Raw genomic sequence first — 17,886 nt, forward strand, 5'->3', positions numbered from 1 at the left:
TCATGTCCGGCCATAAATCTGCTTTCGGCTCCATTTTTCGCAATGTCAGCTTTCTGACGGTTGGCCGGATCGTCAACGCGCTGTGTAGCTTTGTCTATACGGCCTTTGCCGTACGCGCTTTGGGGCTTGCCGATTTTGGCCTCCTGATCCTCATCCATTCTCTGGCGACAACCGGCTCCATGCTGTCGCGTATGCAGTCCTGGCAGACGCTTATCCGTTATGGCAGTCAGGCTTTCTCGGACGGACAGGCCGATCTTTTGCGTCGGGTGACGTCCTTCTGTGTCCGGCTGGATTTCATTTCGGCAGGATGTGCTGTGGTCTTCAGCCTGGTCGCGACGCAGATTTATGCCTTCACGGCTCACTGGAGCCTGCATGACCGGCTGATGGCGGATCTGTACGTCTGCGTGGCACCTTTCATGTATACGGGCTGGTGCAACGGCGTGCTGCGGATGGCCGGGAAGTTTCATCTTGTCCCGGTGAGTGATACCTGCACGGCAGTCGTGCGGACTCTCGGTGTTCTTCTGGGCTTTTTCCTCGGTTTCAAGCTGGCCTATTTTTTGTGTGTCTGGGCTGTCACCATCATACTGGACTACGGTCTGTACATCTACTTTGCCCTGTCCGTTCTCCGTACCAGATATGGATTCCGATATTTCCGTTCGTTTCGTGGCTGGGGATGGTCTCTGCCAGGCATGTGGCAGTTCACGCGCTCAACCAGCATTAACCAGACGCTCAGCAATATTTCAGGACATGTCGCCACCCTTCTGGTCGGGAGTGGTTTGGGATCAGCCGATGCCGCAGTTTTCCGGGTGTGTCGGCAAATTGCAGACGGTATTGTCACACCGGCCCAACTCCTTTCTCCGGTGCTTTATCCTGAACTGGTGAAGATGAGAGACCGCAAGGACTGGATAGGACTGAAAAAGGTTTCCAGACGTGTTTTCGGAATTCTTGCAGGGATATCGGTCATCCTGATGGCGCTAGCCTTCGGGATTGGTTCACGGGTCTTTTACATGATGCTCCACACGCATGTGAGCGGCACGACGATTTATATTGTCATCATGCTGGGAGCCGCGATCTGTAGTCTCCTGACGATTCCGCTGGAGCCTCTGCTGATTGTGGTGGGGCAGGTTCGTTTCCTGATGCGTAATCGCACCGTGATCACGGCGATCTATTTCCCCGCGCTGTATATGCTGACCGTGCGCTATGGTCTGGCTGGTGCCTGCCTCAGCACGCTCGCCTGTAATGCTGCCATCCTGCTGTCTTGCTTTGCAGGGATGCGGAATTTTTCTGGAGAGGTCAGGTCAAAGGGCGGTTGCGCCCCTGCCGAAGAGCCCGCCAGATCAGGTGAAAGCGTCTGAGGAAACAGGGCGTCTTCTGGATGTTTGCGAGCATGTAACGCAGGCTCGTTCCCAGCACCTTGATGAGAAAATAGAGAACCATGTTCACCGTATGCAGCCACGGACGGCGAATACGGGGGCGCTCGATCCAGAGTCTGTTGCGGATGGTGCAGAAAACGCGGCGGTCTTCGGTTGCCAGCGTTAACCAGGGATGGGCTGTCTTTCGATCCGCCTGCCAGGATGTTTCAATGTCCCGCAGGGGGCTGTCCGGACAGAGCCAGATCTGGCCGCCCCGTTCCGGGATCTGCAGGGAAAAGGCGTAATCATCGAAATAAAGATGGAAATGAGCTGGCGGTAAAGCGATGCGATCCAGCCATGATCGTGCGAGCCACAATCCGCCATATGCAGCGGATTCAAGCTCAAGACAGCCGTGCTCCATCCGGGCCTTGCGTTTCCCACCGTTCCAGAGATGGGCCAGGTTGAAGTCAAAGAACGCATCCGGCTCAATCCCGTGGAGTGTTTTCCGTGCCAGGGCTTTCTGGTAAACGCGCCGGTCTTCGCGGAAGCACATCAGGGTTGTGTTGTCGGTACTGCCAAAGGCCCGCCAAGTGTTTTCAAGACCTTCCAGCGTGGAAGGTCGTGGCACCGTATCGTCGTCCAGTATCCAGAGAAAACGGATGTCATGGAGGGTGCGGGCATGGGCGAGGGCGGCGTGAAAGCCACCAGCGGACCCGGTGTTTTCCTCCAGCCGCACAAGGTGGAGACGATCGGTTCCAAATTTATCCTGTAGAGCGGTGAGGGCTGCCTGATTGTCTGCAGGGGATCCATTGTCAACGACAACAGCTCTTACGACGCCACAGGCGAAGCTGGCTGTCAGAACCTGATCCAGCAAATGTGCCCGTTGCCCATATGTGACTGTAACGACGCAGACAGACATGTCGGAAGAGGAAACGGGCATCAGATTTCCAGATCGTAAAGTGACGGGATGATCTGGCGTGCAGATCAGAGACGCCCTGTATTGAGAACACGATGGCAGATGTCCATCACTCTGTCCCGGCAATAAAGGACTTCCGGGTCTGCGACTTCCTTCTTCGGGCACCAGTGCGGTGCTTTCAGGCCTTGTGGCGTCAGGGGACGGATAAGCCCTTCCTGTGCCAGACGCCGGTACCAGCGAAGGAAATCAGTGCCTCCGGCCAGCCAGCCGCGTCGGATGAGGGCAGGGCGAAGAGCTGGAATGTACCGGTCGGCGGAGAGTTTGAGTCTCTGAACGAGGGGAAAATTGGCACGGAGTGGATAAAGCCATGTGGGATGTCCGGTTCTCCAGGCATCGGCAACGAGAGAAGCGCTATCTGCTGTCACAATCAGACGCGTACTGTCTTCAAGGACGGTCTTGAGCGGTCGATGGTCGAGCACATTGGGAGTGTTTTTATACCGTGCTTCGAGTTGTCGTTGAACGGCTTGTGGAGTGCGAGGGCCCGGCACAAAGCGGATCCTGTCACCGTTTGCCGTAGCAAGGCGTTCGGCAGCCTCGGTGAGGGGGACGACATCGCTTTCATCAAACAGAAAGTGACGGGTCTGGCCACCGAGAAGGACGGATGTCAGGCCCTGCGACGGGCTGGAGCTTTCAGCAGCAATATCGGTATCAGCGCCATTCAACGGCATGTCGAGTTGAAAAATATTGTCGCCAGACGGGAAATCGTCTTGCGGCATCAGAATAATCAGATCGAGCCGATGTGGTGCAACATGTCGGGGGCGGCCAAACTGGATGAAGCCGGGCCGCTTACCGAATTCTTCGTGAAGTCGCAGGGCAGGCTCAAGCGCCTTGCCGAACGAGAAAATCAATGCGGGTTCCGAAAGGGCAGGCTCTCCTGGTTCGATGAACCGGTATGGAAGGCCCGTTGCAACAGCCAGAGCTTCACATTGTCGCATCTCGCCCTGACGGTGCGTATCGACGATGAGGATGGACGGTTTCATGGGAGAGAGCATATTCCAGATCTGATCAGTTCTGGCCATAAAAGGGTACGTCAGTGCATGGCACTGCCATCCTTCTTTCATCAAAGGATGGCAGGAAAGTTATTTTTTATCTCGAAGATGCGCGGTCCATGGCCCAGATTGCAAAAGCCTGCACCAGCGCGACTTCTTCCAGCCGCTTGAAGCGCCCGGATGATCCGCCATGGCCTGCATCCATATTGATGCGGCACAGGAAGGGGCCGCCTGATGCGACTTCACGCAGCTTGGCAATCCATTTCGCAGGCTCCCAATACGTGACGCGTGGGTCGGAGAGGCCACCCATGGCGAGGATAGGCGGGTAAGGCCGAGCCTGAATGTTGTCGTAAGGCGAATAGCTGGCGATGAGGTCGTAGGCGTCCTCGTCTTCCAGTGGGTTTCCCCATTCCGGCCATTCTGGTGGCGTGAGGGGCAGGGACGTGTCGGACATGGTGTTGAGCATGTCCACGAACGGCACCTGCGCGGCGATCCCGGCAAAAAGATCCGGCGCCATATTGGCGACAGCGCCCATCAGCAGACCACCTGCCGAGCCACCATGGGCCACGATGCGGCCTGCGGAGCCATAGCCTTCCTTCACGAGATAGTTCGCTGACGCGATGAAGTCCGTGAAGGTATTGGGCTTGGTTTTGCCGCGCCCTTGCAGGAACCAGTTCCAGCCCTTTTCCGAGCCGCCACGAATGTGGGCGATGGCATACACCCAGCCACGGTCCACAAGACTGAAAACCGTCGTGGAGAAGCTGGCGTCCATGGCAATGCCGTATGAGCCGTAACCGTAAAGCAGCAGGGGCGCGGACCCATCCAGAACCTGTCCCTTGCGCATCAGGACCGTCAGGGGAACCTGCTCCCCGTCAGGTGCCGTCGCGAAAAGGCGACGTGTTTCGTATTTTTCAGGATCATGCCCGGAGGGGACGTCACGAACCTTCTGGAGTGTGCGTTCTCCGGTGGCCAGATCGTAGTCATACCAGTGCGCCGGTGTTGTCGGGGACTGATAGACGTACCGCAAAACCGAGCCTTCATATTCGAGAACGCCCTGAAGCGTCAGATCGTAAGCCGGTTCATCCATGCCAATGGTCACAGCCTGACTGCGAACATCCCCGCTGACGCCAGCTTTCACCACGCGGATATGAACATTGCCGTCCTTTCGCTCTGACCAGGCCAGATAATTGCGGGATGCGGTTGCACCCAGAATATAGTGCCCTTCCAGATACGGCACGAATGGTGCCCAGTTCTCTCGTCCGGTGGCCGTGTCAGGCGTCTGCATGAGCTGGAAGTCGACAGCACCGCCGGCATTGGTGAGGATGATGAAACGGTCATTCCAGTGGGTGAAAGAATAACGCTCGCCACGGATCAGGGAAGCGGCCACGACTGGCAGGGCGGTCGGGTTAGAGGCTGGGATCAGCAGCGTTTCGTTCGTGTCATGGTCGCCGCGTTCGATGACAATCCACTTGCGGGACGCGCTGGTGCCGATGCTCAGGAAGAAGCCGGGGTCGGTTTCATCAAAGACCAGAACATCTTTGCCCCCCGTCAGCGGACGGCGGTAGATCCGGGATGGGCGGCCGTTGTCGTCCCGGAAAATCCAGAACAGCCATGCGCTATCCGGAGAAATGGCGAAGCTGCCGGTCGTGCTTTCGACCGGTGCGGCGCAAAGCTCACCGCTCTCCAGATCCTTGACCTGGATGCGATAGACTTCTGATCCCTGCACGTCTTCCGAATACACGAAGTAGCGATGATTGGCGGAGTGGGCTGTTCCGCCGAGGGCGTAGTAATCGAACTGTTTGGCGCGGGCATCCACATCGAGCAGAACCTGCTCAGTTCCACCTTCGCGGGGGCGGCGGGCCCGAAGCGGATGCTGGGCGCCATCTTCAAAGCGGCTGTAGTAGGCCCATGGGCCATCCGGGACAGGTACGGATTCTTCAGCCGGTGGGATGCGCCCGATCATTTCCTGCAGAAGCTCTTTGCGGAGCGGCTCCATACCGGCCAGCACGCTCTCGGCGTAGGCGTTTTCGGCCTTGAGATGCTCGGTAATATCCGGGCGCAGGACGGATGGATCACGCAGAACCTGCTGCCAGTTCTCATCTTTCATCCAGGCATAGGAATCGGTGCGGGTCCGGCCAAGCTGCGTGGTTGAGAAAGGCTCCTTTTTGGGAGCGGGCGGAACGGGGAAGGGGTGCTGCGTTTCTGACATGCCTGAAACCTTGGCGCAGAAATGCGGATGACTCAATCCGGCAGGATGGCGGCAATATTCAAAGTTGGATCAGAGAGGGTGGTATCGGGAAAAATAATCGGAAAAGAAACCGGAAGGCTTCTCAGGTGTTCTTCATGCAACGGCGGATGATCTTTCAAACCGGAGCTTGTCTCCGGGAGGTTGGGTCTCAATAGCCGTCATGTAATCATATCAGACATGGAAAGATTTCCTCCATGAATACCAATAAGTATTTTGCCGCTTTCGCTGCTCTTGGTCTGGCTTTCTCTGGTGCTGCTGTTGCCCAGACGGCGCCACAGCCGGGTCAGCCGATTGTTCCGCCGGGAACTCAGGCCGTTATCACGCCGAACCATGTTCAGGCTGTGGGTGGCATCAATGGTGTTGCAACCGCAGCAACGCCGGGCACGCTGGGTGAAAACGGCATGCCGTCCATTGACAGCGCACAGGCTGGCAATGTGGCAGGTCTGACGTCCTATTGTATCCACAAGAAGCTGTCTCTGGGTACGGCTCCGCGTTCTGCGTCCCGTACGCTGGCCAAGCGCCCGGATGTGCAGAATGACCAGTACTACTCACTGGGCGGTCGCGGCCTTCTCCAGACCAGCACGAACACGCCTTTCGACATTTCCACACTGCCCAAAGACAAGCAGGTTCTGGTCTGCCGTGATCTCTTCAAAAAGGCCCAGAGCCTCAACAACTGAGACTTCTGAGTTTTCGTCCTGAAAAAGCCCCGGGGGTTATCCTCCGGGGCTTTTTTTTGTTTCTGGTGTCAGCCGTTGCGCGCCTTTGCAGCGAAGGCGTTCAGCTTGACCAGCGTGTCGTCAAACTGCCCGTTGGCTTCGGCAAATCGCAGGAAGCGGACACGTTCCACAAGGATTTCCGGTGGTGTTGGCTGATGGGAAAGCAGTGCCATGACCTCGTCGGAAAAGTCATCGAGAGGCTGATAGCCCGGACGTGTCTCCTGTCCTGGCGTGAGTCCCGTCTGGACCGCAGGCGGGGCCAGTTCAATGACTTCGACTTTCCCTTTCAGGACTTGGCGAAGAGCGATCGTATAGGAATGGATTGCGGCTTTCGTGGCGTTATAGGTTGGCGTGGTGGTGAGCGGGACGAACGCCAGCCCGGACGTCACATTGATGATGACAGCGTCCTGCTGCTTCACCAGATGATCGGTCAGGGCGTTGATGAGACGGATTGGGCCGAGAAGGTTCGTCGTGATCGTGTCTTCAGCGTCTGTCAGATCGTGGGTTTTGGTGAGATCTTCAAACCGCATGATCCCGGCGTTGTTGATAACGACATTCAGGTCTGGATAGGCTTTCAGAAGGCGATCCGAAAAATCGGCGATGCCGTCAGCACTCTCAATATCCAGTGTCAGCGCGTGCATGTTGGGACGGCCTGCAATAGCGCTTTCCAAAGCATCCTTCCGCCGTCCGGCGACGATGACTGTATTGCCCGCGTCATGCAGCCTCTGTGCCAGGGATTGTCCTATGCCCGAGCCGCCACCGGTTACCAGGATTGTATTTCCAGTCTGTTTCATCGGAGTTGCTCCTTCATGAATTGGAACACTTTATCTAGCGGGCTATCGTTGATCGGGAAGAAGGCACCTCAAAGATTTATACGCACCAGAAGGAGAGCGACCCATGACGGATAATCCCTATGAGGCGTCTCCAGAGCACCGTGCCCAGCGGCTTGCTGAGACGGCGCCGACCGAGTGTGACGTGCGTGTTGGGCGACTGGTGACAGACCTGATCGGACGCGTGGCCGATAAGTGGACGATGATTATTCTGGAAGTGCTGGAAGAGCATAAAGAGCTGCGCTTCACGGAACTGGCGCGCAAGGTTGAAGGTATCAGCCAGAAAATGCTGACACAGACGCTCCGCCACATGGAGCGCGACGGCATGGTGACCAGAACCATTCATCCCGTCATCCCGCCACGCGTGGACTATCGTCTCACGCCGCTGGGTCTAAGCCTCGGCGCTGCGTTCTGCGGTGTCTGGATCTGGGCGGAGAAAAATCTGACGGAAGTGGAAGCCGCCCGGACGGCCTTCGATGCCAGATAAGGTCCATGCCTGACGCTATTCTGTCAGGCATGGAATGAGCTTACTCAGGCAGGTTTTCGAGCAGGGCCACACCTTCGGCAGACCCGAGAACAGCAGCTTTTTCCTGACGGTTCAGTTTGGAAAGAGCGGTCTTGAGAGACGAGGCTTCCTTCAGCTTGACCAGACCCACCAGGAGGTTTGCATCAATGGCACTTCCCGGTTTGCGGGCTGGAGGAAGGGCGCCGAGATGCGCGTCCAGCAAGGTACGGTCTGTTCGGAGCAACGCAAAAGCTTCTTCTGGGGGCTGATGCGGCGCATGCATGGCTTCAGTCCGCAGGCGATCATTCTCTGCCGCAAGGCGCAGGATTGGCGGCGGAGCAGTTTCTTCCTCGATCAGCAGCAGGCCAGCCTTGCGCAATCCCAGGCCGACATCGCGGCTTGCCGTCAGGGCCGCCAGTGGAATAGCCAGAACAAGCCCCAGCAGCACGGGCGTCATCCACAGGAACAGCGCCTGCGAGACAGACCACGCAGCCGCAGCCAGAAGAATACCGAAGACCGTATAGACCCAGTATCCACGAGCAACTTCACGCAAGGAAACCCGACCATCTTCGCGGTTCTGGGCATTCCAGCCGGAATCCCGGCCCAGCAGGATGGAAATCACACCGGATGTCTGGATCAGCATGGCAATCGGGGCAATCAGGCCGCCAATCAGTGTTTCCAGAATGATGGACAGGAACAGTTTGATAACACCGCCTGACCCCCGGAGTGCTGCACGGTCAAACAGCATGGCGATAAACGCCAGCCCCTTGGGTGCCAGCAGGATGCCCATCGTGCCGATGAACACGAACTTCGCCTGGACCGGGTCAACGCGTGGCCAGTGCGGATAGAGCGTTGGTTTCGTGCCGAAATATTCCGGATGATAGAAATGCGACTGAAGGGAAATCAGAATTCCGAACAGCAGGAACAGCAGCCACAGCGGGGACATGACATACGAGCCAATACCCGTCAGCATATGGGTCCGGCTGACCCAGTGCAGGCCCTTTGTTCCAAGGATCTTGGCATGCTGAAGGTTGCCCTGACACCAGCGGCGGTCACGGATAGCGACGTCCGTTAGCGAGGGCGGGCTTTCTTCGTATGAGCCGAAGAGCCCGGGTACCATGTGAATGGCCCAGCCACCGCGGCGCATCAAAGCGGCTTCAACGAAGTCATGGCTCAGAATGTGGCCACCGAAGGGAGGACGGCCCTTCAGATGCGGGAGGCCAGCCTGTTCGGCAAAGGCACGGGTGCGGATAACCGCATTATGACCCCAGTAATTGCCTTCCGAGCCATGCCACCACGCAATCCCATGCGCGATGAGGGGGCCGTAAACACGCCCGGCAAACTGCTGCATCCGTGCAAAAAGTGTACGGCCGCCAACGATCACTGGAAGTGTCTGGATCAGGCCGACGCCCTCATGGTTTTCCATGGCAGACACGACGCGGACGATCAGGCTGCCATCCATGACGCTATCGGCATCCAGCGTCAGCATCTGCTGGTAGGAGCCACCAAAGCGGACCACCCAGTCATGCAGGTTTCCGGCTTTGCGGTCCGTATTCTGGTGACGGCGGCGATAGAAGATGCGCTGATGATCGCCAGTAGCCTGACGGAACGCCAGAAAAGCCCGCTCTTCCTGTAGCCATACATCCGGGTTGGTTGTGTCTGACAGGATGAAGAAATCAAATGCGTCAATCTGGCCGGTTGCCAGAATGCTGTCGTAGATGGCTTTGAGACCTGCAAGAACCCGCGTCGGGTCTTCATTGTAGGTCGGCATCAGGACGGCTGTTCTGGCCTTCAGACGGGGAAGTGCGCCCGTGCGCTGGATACCGAGGCCTAACCCACCACGGCAGATCAGAGACACAAATCCGCCAAGGCTGGACGTGAAGGATAGCGCGATCCAGAAGCCCAGAATGGCAAACAGCACCAGAACAATCACGCCCAATGTCGAAACACCGAGCGAGTTGAAAACCTGGTTGATTTTATAAACACCGAAGCCTGTCAGCAGAATGGCCGTACCAAACACGAACAACCGCCGCAGCCAAAGCAGCTTCGGTGTTGTGTCCAGAATGCGGAAGGGGCGCCCGTGGCGATCCGGCTGCTGCTGGAGGTTCTGAGGCTCCATTTTGAGCGGAGCTTCACGGGGAAGAAAAGGGGCTTCGGACGGGGAAAAATCTGTCACGGCGTCCAACGATACATCCATTTTTCAGAAACCGGCCCCTGATCGTTTGCCAACTGGGCCTGAAGCTCGGAGGCTTTGGCATCCCCCGGTACGAACTCGAAAGTGGTGCGCCAGCCTTTGATGTTCGGGTTGGGCTCTACAACGACATTGCGGATCGTACCCGGCGTACTTTGTGAGATCAGGTGAAAATGCGCATCCGCCGGAAGGTTTTGGAAAGGTGCCCCCGTGAAGTCGATGACGAACATGCGGGCATCGGCGTGATCCGTTACCGCACCAATCCGGGTCCCGCCTACGCGAGCCAGCGGTGTCGGCCACGGTGTGTCCCAGCCCCAGTACATGCGATAGGTAAAGCTGTACTCCTGACCGGCCTTGAGCGGTGCCTTCGGACGCCAGAAGGACACGATGTTGTCGTTTACTTCATTGGGCGTCGGGATTTCCACCAGATCGACGGCACCGTCGCCCCAGTTCCCAATCGGCTCGATCCATAGGGAGGGGCGCTTTTCGTAGTTAAGCGCCAGATCTTCGTAATCGTGGAAGGAACGCTTGCGCTGCATCAGGCCAAAGCCATGCGGGCTGCTGTCCTGAAAGGCTGAGAACTGGAGATCTGTCGGGTTAACGAGCGGACGATAAAGCTGCTGGCCCGAGCCGGTCCAGACCTGAAGGGCTTCGCTGTCATGAGCGGCCGGACGCCAGTCATCGACGTGGTTATGCTCGTTGGCATCAAAATAGAACATGCCGGTCAGCGGTGCGACGCCGGATTCTGTAATGTCCTGACGCGGGAAAAGCGAGGACTGGACATCGAAAACAGTCGTGTCACCCGGACGGATCGTGAAGCGGAACGCTCCTGTGACGGATGGGCTGTCCAGCAGGGCATGGATCACAACCGATTCAACACCGGGTTCAGGCTTTTCCAGCCAGAATTCACGGAAGAGCGCGAATTCTTCCCCTTTGGAGTTTCCTGTTCCGTTTGCGAAGCCACGGGCGGAAAGGCCGTAATTCTGACCTTTTGCGACGGCCCGGAAGTAGGACGCTCCTAGGAACACAGCACATTCTTCCATCACGCCGGGGGTGTTGATGGCGTAGCGCAGACGGAGGCCGGCAAAGCCCAGATCGTCGGTTACGCGCAGCATGGAGTTGGCGTAGGTGAAGAGGTCCGGATCATAGGCGATCGGGGTCGACTGACCGCCAATGACTTCATTCATCCCAATCCGCGGCTTGTAGAGAAAGCCACGCGGGAAAAACTCCACTTCGAAAGCCAGATTCTGGCCATGCCACAAGGCGCGGTCCGGATTGAACGCGATGCCACGGAACTGATCAAAATCGAGATTGGCGATTGCGGAGGGCAGACTCTGGGGAGGAGGAGCGTAGGGCGATCTGGAGAGCTTTTCAGCAAGAGCGCGAACGGTCCCGTTATCGAACGGAACAGTTTTTGGAGCCTGCTTTGCGGCAGGCGGCGCGGACTGAGCATAAGCCAGACCACCGGAAGCTCCCATAAGGGACATCCCGGCTCCAAGCTTTACCAGATCACGACGCAGGATACTCATACTTTTCCCTACAGTCCCAGTTTCTACCGAACTTCCGAAATCGAAGTGGTCATGTTCCACCGATACGCCGGATGCAGTTCGTTGCGAAGAGACGTTCTATGATTGCAGAGTTATTTCACAAGGGTTGGACATGTTCTTTTCATGGCAGAGCCGGAAAAGGACACATCATTGTGAACTCTGTTGCTGACAGACATAAAAAGGTGGAACGCGTTCAGATATTTCAGAAACAACCGTCTTATTTATTTTTTCAAGATGTGGAACGCTGAACAGTATCCGGACGTTCCCGAACCTTTCAATATCCCGTGCATTCCCAGAGTTTTCAGGGCCGCTGAGAACGACACCAAGAACCGCAATTCCGCGCTTGCGCAGCGCTTCCAGGCTGAGAAGGGTATGGTTGATTGTGCCAAGCCCGCTTCGAGCGACCAGAACGACCGGTAGATCCATCTGCTGAATCAGATCAATCATCAGCATGTCTTCCCGGATCGGAACCATCAGGCCGCCTGCGCCTTCGACCACGAGGGGGGATTGTATGGCTGGGAGAACCAGACGGCCCGGATTGATGGTCACGCCTTCCAGATTGGCAGCGGCCAGAGGCGCCAGCGGGGCCTGTAATCCGTAAGCCGGGGCAATGATTTGATCGGCTGTGAGTTCGGCAAGGGTGCGGACGGTTGGTGTATCACCGGCTTCATCAGCCAGCCCCGTCTGAAGTGGTTTCCAATAAGTGGCATTCCACGCTTTCGTCAGGATCGCGCTGACAAGCGTTTTGCCGATTTCCGTGTCTGTTCCGGTGACGAACACGCCGCGAAAACTGTTCATGGAGTGTCCTTTCTGAAAATTCCGAGGCCAATCCTGTAGGTCACAGCCTGATGGTGCCTGTCAAAGTGGCGCATGGCGCGACGCAGGACGCCTAGACTTGCCGGAGTACTGCCAGACTGGGGTAGGGAGGCACCGATCTGGCGCAGCCTATGCAGGAAGGTACGGGCATTTGGGACTGGATCGTGGAGGGTGGTGACGTCCCACGTTCCAGAACCGTCCTCTGGCCATTCCCGTTGAAGGGCTGATGCGTCCGTATAAGAAGGAACGCCACAGGGTGCGCCTTCCTGCTCGCAGGACGAGCGCCATTCCCCAAGGCTCCCCGGCAGAAGTGTCGTGAGCATGAGAGAGCCGCCGGGGGCAAGTTTCTGGCACAGGCGCTGAAGAGCGGCTGGGCGGTCTTCAAACCATTGAAAGCAAAGACTGGACGCGATCAGATCGAAAGGGTCGTCCACGTCTGGATGTTCGCCATCCATGACGCGGAATGTGACAGGGCGGTCTGTCAGTCTTTCCTGTGCCCGGGTAATCATGCCGGGCGCCAGATCAGTCGCAATTAACGCGCTCTCTGGGAAGGAAGCAGAGAGTTTTTCGGTAAGAAAGCCAGTGCCGCATCCAAATTCCAGAATCCGTGTTGGGCGTGACTGTGCCAGTTCTCTGCGGATGCGTTCGGCCAGAAGTTCGGCGCAGCGATACTGGATATCTGCTGCTGCATTGTAATCCTGTGCCGCGTCAAACCGTTGGGCAATCTGGTGCTTGCGCTCATCCATGGCGTGCCGACCATTGCCTGATAAAATTGGCGCAAAGAGCGGGTTCCGTCAGGGGCAGGAGATGACCTCCATCCACAATCGAGCCGGGACTGGCAAAGCCGGACCGGGCTGGCGGGAACGGATCTGACCGCCCTGTCATCCAGTGCAGGCGGTCGCCCCATCTGGCGGCCTGCTCCCTTGCGTCGTCCAGAAGCAGTTTTTCCAGTCCGGTATCAAGGCGTTCGAGAGCAGGAGGGCCGGGGAGTGGCTCATCCGTGCCACATCGCTTGCGGAAGTCGGCCAGAACGGCTTCTGGCGATTTCTGGAGCTGGCGCCTCATCCGTTCCAGAACACGGGCGGGAACACCGTCTGGAAAGTCGGCGGCAGCGGAGAAACGGGCAAATCCGTTGAAGAGGACAAGACCTTTGCAACCCGGAAGGTCCTGACTCAGCAGGGAAAGGCTGCCTGCTGAATGGCCGATGGCGAGATAAGGGACCTGGGGTAATGGCGGATGGGAGGGAGCACCGAAATAGCCAGCATCTACGATGGAGGCGTCGACATCTGGCAAGTGGTCCAGCATGGTGGTCCAGAATGACGCATCAAACCCCCAGCCATGCACAAGATACAGGGGAAGGCTCATTGATCGTTTCCGGCCAGCCGAATGATGGCCTCTGCCAGTCGTTTGATGTCTGCATTCTGAAGGCCGACATGCAGGGCAATTCGTAACCGTGCTGTTCCAGCGGGAACGGTGGGAGGGCGGATTGCGACGGTCAGGAAGCCTTCGTTTTCCAAGGCTGTTGCGACGTCCAGTGCGTGCTGGGCCTCACCTATCAGAACGGGGACGATTTGCGTCGTGGATTCGGCTGTATCGAACCCGGCGTTGTTCAGGAGGGTCCGTAGTGTCTCGGCCTGTCCCAGCAAGGTTGTCCGTTCCGCGTCCATGCCGGGAATGACGTCCAGCGCGGCATCTATGGCCCCGAGAACTGCTGGAGGGAGCGCCGTGCTGTAGACGAACCCTGAGGCGTGATTAATCAGATAGTCGCAGAGCAGCCGGGAGCCGGCGATGTAGGCGCCCATTCCGCCGAGGGCTTTGCTGCATGTGCCCATGGTCAGATCAGCCAGACCGCCCGAAAGACCCTGTCCATGAGGCCCTAGAACGCCGGTCGCATGGGCTTCATCAACATACAGGAATGCGTCGTAGCGATCTGCCAGCGTTCGAAGAGCCGGGATGTCGGCGCGATCTCCATCCATGGAGAATACGCTTTCCGTCACGATCATTCGCAAGCCGGGCGTGGCGGCTTCGCGTTTGAGAAGTGTTTCCAGATGGGCAAGGTCGTTGTGACGGAACCGGACCTGCCGGACGCCCGCTGCCGCGCATCCATGATGCAGGCTGGCATGGTTCAGCCGGTCCGAAAACACGATCATTGGATGGCCGGTCTGTGCCACCGAAAGGGCGCAGAGTGCCGGAACGACTGAGGCATTGGCTTGCCAGCCCGAGGCAAACAGAAGTGCTGCGTCACAGTGCTTGAACCGGGCCAGTTTCTCTTCAGCCGCCTGATGCAGGTCCAGCGTGCCACTGACCAGTCGGGAAGCCCGGGCGCCGGTTCCATATCGAAGGGCCCAATCTGCGGCCCGCTCTCGCAATAGGGGATGATCCGCAAGACCCAGATAATCGTTGGAGGAAACGTCGATCAGGCGCTGCCCATCGCGCAGGATGGCCCCTGTCTCGCGGGTGACGGAACGTAGAATCCGGCGAGTTCCTGCTGCCTCACGTTTTTCAAGAGCCGTAGCGAAATGGGCGTCAAACAGGGTCATGAGTTATCCCGAAGAACGGCCACGATGCTGGATGTCAGATGAGAAAGGTCTTCGAGTGTGATCGTGAAGGCCGGTGTCAGGTATACGATATTGCGGAAAGGTCTAATCCAGGTGCCCTGCGTGACGAAGGCGCGACGCAGAACATCCGGGTTTTCGATCTTCTCAAGCTCGACCACGCCGATTGCGCCCAGAACGCGCACATCTTTGACCCCCGGGATCGTTCGGCAGGGTTCCAGCTCTCGGCGAAGCTGATCGGAAATCCGGGCGACCTGCTCAAGACGTGGTTCCTGTTCGAACAGGTCCAATGACGCATTGGCGACGGCACAGGCCAATGGGTTCGCCATGAAAGTTGGGCCATGCATGAGTGCTTTGCTACCATCCGTAGACAGGAACGCCTCAAACACGCTCTTTCTTGCGACAGTAGCCGCCAATGCCATGGTCCCCCCTGTCAGGGCTTTGGAGAGGGCCACGATGTCAGGCACGATGTTGGCCTGCTCACAGGCGAACATGGTCCCGGTCCGGCCAAAGCCCGTAAAGATCTCATCAAGGATCAGCAGGATGCCAAACCGGTCACAAAGCTCCCGCAGGCGACGCAATACCTCGGGGCTGTGAAACAGCATTCCGCCAGCGCCCTGAACCAGAGGCTCTGTGACGATGGCGGCGATCGTGTGGCCTTCCTTTTCCAGAAGGGCTTCAAGCCGGGCTGTGCTGGCGTCATCGACGGGCAGGTCAGCCAGAACCTGTTTTGGCAGTACGCCTGCGAACAGGCTGTGCATCCCCTCTTCGGGGTCACAGATGGACATCATGCCCAGCGTGTCCCCGTGGTAGCCGCCACGGAAGGACAGCATTTTCGTGCGTCCCTCTGTTCCGCGATTAATGTGGTACTGCACGGCCATCTTGACCGCGACTTCCATCGCGACCGATCCGGAATCGGTGAAGAATGTCCGTTCCAGATCCCCGGGCAGAAGCTCTGCCAGTCGCGCGGCCAGACGGCGGGCCGGTTCATGGACCATTCCCCCGAACATGACATGTGGCATCATGCTGGTCTGTTGGATGAGTGACTGCTGGATGTGCGGGTGGCTGTAGCCATGACAGGCGGTCCACCAGGCAGCCACGCCGTCGATGAGTTCCCGACCATCCGCCAGTGTGATGCGACTTCCCGATGTATGAACGGCCTCCACGGGGAAAGGCGCGGTCTGCATCTGTGTGTAGGGCAGCCAAAGATGCGGAAGGTCGGCCGCGGAACGGTTCGCCTCGGTGGATGAGACTGTAGCGGGTGAGACTGTGCAGGACATTCCAGCGTTTTCCCGCATGGTCCGGGGCAAGTCCATCCCCCCGGCCATGATGCTGTCATCGGATATCATAAAAAGGTCACGCTTTAACGGGAAACGATCTGGCATGAACCCCGTTATTGCACCGCCCTGACCTGTGTCGGTGGCGGCAGAAAGGACGTTCTTTCGCGGTTGGAAGGACAATCAAGGTCAGGATCGATGCTGAATTCCAAGGTTATTCATGTCAACGGTGTGTTTCTCGGCACAGCTATCATGAACAGCAGCATGAACACTCTGCGATTCTATGCCACGCACGAGAGTGTCCGGGCGTTGCATAATGCCTGCATGCCTGACCTTCTGGCGCTGTACTGTCAGGTCAGGCGTTTGTTCAACAGCAGCCGACTGACCCTTCAGGGCGCCTGATCCGTCAGGTTCCGCAGAACGTGTTTCGAACCCGCTCATGCTGGGCGGGTGGTTGGTCGAACCCATCGTCTGCATCGTCGAACGGATGCGAAAGAGCCTCTGTCAGGCGATGGAAAGGCGCATAATTCCCCGACATGACTGCGGTGATGACAGCCTCGATCTGATGATTGCGGGGAATGATCCGTGGATTGACTATTCTCATCGCCTGAGCGCGTTCTTCAGCGCTGACGTTCTCCTTTTTCAATCGGTGTTGCCAATCCTGCAACCATACGGTCGCGGCAGTCTGGTCGTTGAAAAGGGTCAGGACATCTGATGTATCGCCGGTCCGGACAGCGTTGCACAGCAGGCGGAAAGTCAGCGTGAAGTCTGCTTCGTCGCGATGCATCAGTGTGAGAAGTCTGGAAATCAACGTGGTGTCGGCTTTCTGTTCAGTCATCAACCCCAGTTTTTGACGCCAGCCTGAAAGATAGGTCTCTCCAAATATCTGATCGAAACGAGTCAGGGCGGCTGTTGCCATGGTGACGGCCCTGTCGGTATCTGGATCAATGGACGGCAGAAGGGCTTCTGCCAGTCGCCCTAGATTCCACAACGCCATATCTGGCTGCTGGCCGTAGGAATAACGTCCGTTCTGGTCAATGAAGCTGAAAACCTTGCCTGGATCATAGGCGTCAAGGAAGGCGCAGGGCCCGAAGTCGATGGTTTCTCCGGCGATGGACATGTTGTCCGTGTTCATGACACCGTGGATGAAACCGACGAGCATCCATCGAGCGATCAGTCTTGCCTGGCGCTCCACGACAGCTTCCAGCAAAGCCAATGCACGATTGATGCTGGTTGCAAGGTCCGGATAGAGGCGCCCAATCACGTGATCGGTCAGAACACGTAGCGAGGCCTGGTCTCCGCGTGCTGCGAAATACTGAAACGTGCCAACCCGGACATGGCTGGAAGCAATGCGTGCAATGACGCCACCGGGCACGAGCGTTTCCCGGAGAACGTCTTCGCCTGTTGTCAGGGCGGCCAGAGCGCGTGTCGTTGGAATCCCAAGCGCGGCCATGGCTTCACTGACAATATATTCGCGCAGAACCGGCCCCAGAGCTGCGTGCCCGTCTCCTCGGCGGGAGAAGAGGGTAGGGCCGGAGCCTTTGAGATGTAGATCCCAGAGTTTTCCTTGTGCGTCCTGAATCTCCCCCACCAGCATGGCTCGCCCATCCCCCAGGGAGGGAACGAAATGCCCGAACTGGTGTCCAGCGTAAGCCATGGCGACGGGAGAATGGCCGTCCGGGCGCAACCCGTGAGACAGAAGAGAGATCCCTGCCGGACTTTTCAGCCATTCGGGTGACAGCCCGAGAGCGGTAGCAAGGGGGGCGTTGAGTCCGATGATTCCGGGTGCCCGGAAGGGGCGGCTTTTCAGAGGCGTAGAGAACCGTCCCGGCAGTGCGGCATACTGGCGAAGAAGCTGCATGAAACGCCTCTGTTGGATTGATG

General features: G+C 57.8%; 17 protein-coding genes. 4 read left to right on the top strand and 13 right to left on the bottom strand.

The features are described 5' to 3' along the window. The first annotated feature begins 2 nt into the window (after positions 1 to 2). Positions 3 to 1,355, top strand: coding sequence for a lipopolysaccharide biosynthesis protein (locus AC3B6F_RS08090; protein WP_426067623.1), 1,353 nt, complete (start codon positions 3 to 5; stop codon positions 1,353 to 1,355). Here AC3B6F_RS08090 and AC3B6F_RS08095 read toward each other — a convergent pair. From AC3B6F_RS08095 to AC3B6F_RS08110, 4 genes are all read right to left on the bottom strand, one after another. Continuing rightward, positions 1,294 to 2,292, bottom strand: a complete 999-nt coding sequence (locus AC3B6F_RS08095) for a glycosyltransferase (protein WP_489823939.1) — start codon at positions 2,290 to 2,292, stop codon at positions 1,294 to 1,296. The genes AC3B6F_RS08090 and AC3B6F_RS08095 overlap by 62 nt on opposite strands. A gap of 44 nt (positions 2,293 to 2,336) precedes the next feature. After that, positions 2,337 to 3,308: an ELM1/GtrOC1 family putative glycosyltransferase gene (locus tag AC3B6F_RS08100; protein WP_489823940.1), complete on the bottom strand. Its 972-nt coding sequence runs from the start codon at positions 3,306 to 3,308 to the stop codon at positions 2,337 to 2,339. Between the two features lie 106 nt (positions 3,309 to 3,414). Further along, positions 3,415 to 5,526, bottom strand: a complete 2,112-nt coding sequence (locus tag AC3B6F_RS08105) for a S9 family peptidase (protein WP_489823941.1) — start codon at positions 5,524 to 5,526, stop codon at positions 3,415 to 3,417. 32 nt (positions 5,527 to 5,558) lie between these two features. After that, positions 5,559 to 5,684, bottom strand: coding sequence for a hypothetical protein (locus AC3B6F_RS08110; RefSeq protein ID WP_489823942.1), 126 nt, complete (start codon positions 5,682 to 5,684; stop codon positions 5,559 to 5,561). 75 nt (positions 5,685 to 5,759) lie between these two features. Between AC3B6F_RS08110 and AC3B6F_RS08115 the strand changes: the two genes are divergently transcribed. After that, the gene (locus AC3B6F_RS08115; protein WP_023943831.1) at positions 5,760 to 6,242 is read left to right on the top strand and encodes a YjjA family protein; all 483 of its coding nucleotides are present in this window, start codon (positions 5,760 to 5,762) and stop codon (positions 6,240 to 6,242) included. Between the two features lie 68 nt (positions 6,243 to 6,310). Here AC3B6F_RS08115 and AC3B6F_RS08120 read toward each other — a convergent pair whose 3' ends face one another. Beyond that, positions 6,311 to 7,075: an SDR family oxidoreductase gene (locus AC3B6F_RS08120; RefSeq protein WP_489823943.1), complete on the bottom strand. Its 765-nt coding sequence runs from the start codon at positions 7,073 to 7,075 to the stop codon at positions 6,311 to 6,313. A gap of 103 nt (positions 7,076 to 7,178) precedes the next feature. Between AC3B6F_RS08120 and AC3B6F_RS08125 the strand changes: the two genes are divergently transcribed. Continuing rightward, complete coding sequence (locus AC3B6F_RS08125) at positions 7,179 to 7,598, top strand: winged helix-turn-helix transcriptional regulator (protein WP_489823944.1); 420 nt, start codon at positions 7,179 to 7,181, stop codon at positions 7,596 to 7,598. 40 nt (positions 7,599 to 7,638) lie between these two features. Here AC3B6F_RS08125 and mdoH read toward each other — a convergent pair whose 3' ends face one another. The 7 genes from mdoH to AC3B6F_RS08160 all read right to left on the bottom strand — a co-directional run bounded on the left by mdoH (position 7,639) and on the right by AC3B6F_RS08160 (position 16,074). Beyond that, complete coding sequence (mdoH, locus tag AC3B6F_RS08130) at positions 7,639 to 9,813, bottom strand: glucans biosynthesis glucosyltransferase MdoH (RefSeq protein WP_489823945.1); 2,175 nt, start codon at positions 9,811 to 9,813, stop codon at positions 7,639 to 7,641. Next, positions 9,789 to 11,336: an OpgD/OpgG family glucan biosynthesis protein gene (locus AC3B6F_RS08135; RefSeq protein WP_061931940.1), complete on the bottom strand. Its 1,548-nt coding sequence runs from the start codon at positions 11,334 to 11,336 to the stop codon at positions 9,789 to 9,791. The genes mdoH and AC3B6F_RS08135 overlap by 25 nt, the downstream gene beginning before the upstream one ends. A 165-nt stretch (positions 11,337 to 11,501) precedes the next feature. After that, positions 11,502 to 12,152, bottom strand: a complete 651-nt coding sequence (gene bioD / locus AC3B6F_RS08140) for a dethiobiotin synthase (RefSeq protein ID WP_489823946.1) — start codon at positions 12,150 to 12,152, stop codon at positions 11,502 to 11,504. Next, entirely contained in the window at positions 12,149 to 12,916 is a 768-nt protein-coding gene (locus tag AC3B6F_RS08145; RefSeq protein WP_489823947.1) for a methyltransferase domain-containing protein, read from the bottom strand. The genes bioD and AC3B6F_RS08145 overlap by 4 nt, the downstream gene beginning before the upstream one ends. Beyond that, a complete protein-coding gene (locus AC3B6F_RS08150) occupies positions 12,909 to 13,535 on the bottom strand; it encodes an alpha/beta hydrolase family protein (protein ID WP_489823948.1) in 627 nt (208 codons plus the stop codon). The genes AC3B6F_RS08145 and AC3B6F_RS08150 overlap by 8 nt, the downstream gene beginning before the upstream one ends. Continuing rightward, entirely contained in the window at positions 13,532 to 14,710 is a 1,179-nt protein-coding gene (locus AC3B6F_RS08155; protein WP_489823949.1) for an aminotransferase class I/II-fold pyridoxal phosphate-dependent enzyme, read from the bottom strand. Before AC3B6F_RS08155 ends, AC3B6F_RS08150 begins: the two co-directional genes overlap by 4 nt. Further along, positions 14,707 to 16,074, bottom strand: coding sequence for an adenosylmethionine--8-amino-7-oxononanoate transaminase (locus AC3B6F_RS08160; RefSeq protein WP_489823950.1), 1,368 nt, complete (start codon positions 16,072 to 16,074; stop codon positions 14,707 to 14,709). The genes AC3B6F_RS08155 and AC3B6F_RS08160 overlap by 4 nt, the downstream gene beginning before the upstream one ends. 126 nt (positions 16,075 to 16,200) lie before the next feature. On the opposite strand from AC3B6F_RS08160, the gene AC3B6F_RS08165 reads away from it, so the two are divergent. Beyond that, positions 16,201 to 16,404 (top strand): hypothetical protein, encoded by a 204-nt coding sequence (locus AC3B6F_RS08165; protein WP_426067611.1) that lies wholly within the window; start codon positions 16,201 to 16,203, stop codon positions 16,402 to 16,404. Positions 16,405 to 16,408: 4 nt separating this feature from the next. Here AC3B6F_RS08165 and AC3B6F_RS08170 read toward each other — a convergent pair whose 3' ends face one another. Next, on the bottom strand, positions 16,409 to 17,863 hold the full coding sequence (locus AC3B6F_RS08170; protein WP_489823951.1) for a protein adenylyltransferase SelO: 1,455 nt from the start codon (positions 17,861 to 17,863) through the stop codon (positions 16,409 to 16,411). Positions 17,864 to 17,886: the final 23 nt, after the last annotated feature.

This window comes from Gluconobacter sp. ESL1110 (assembly GCF_058107395.1).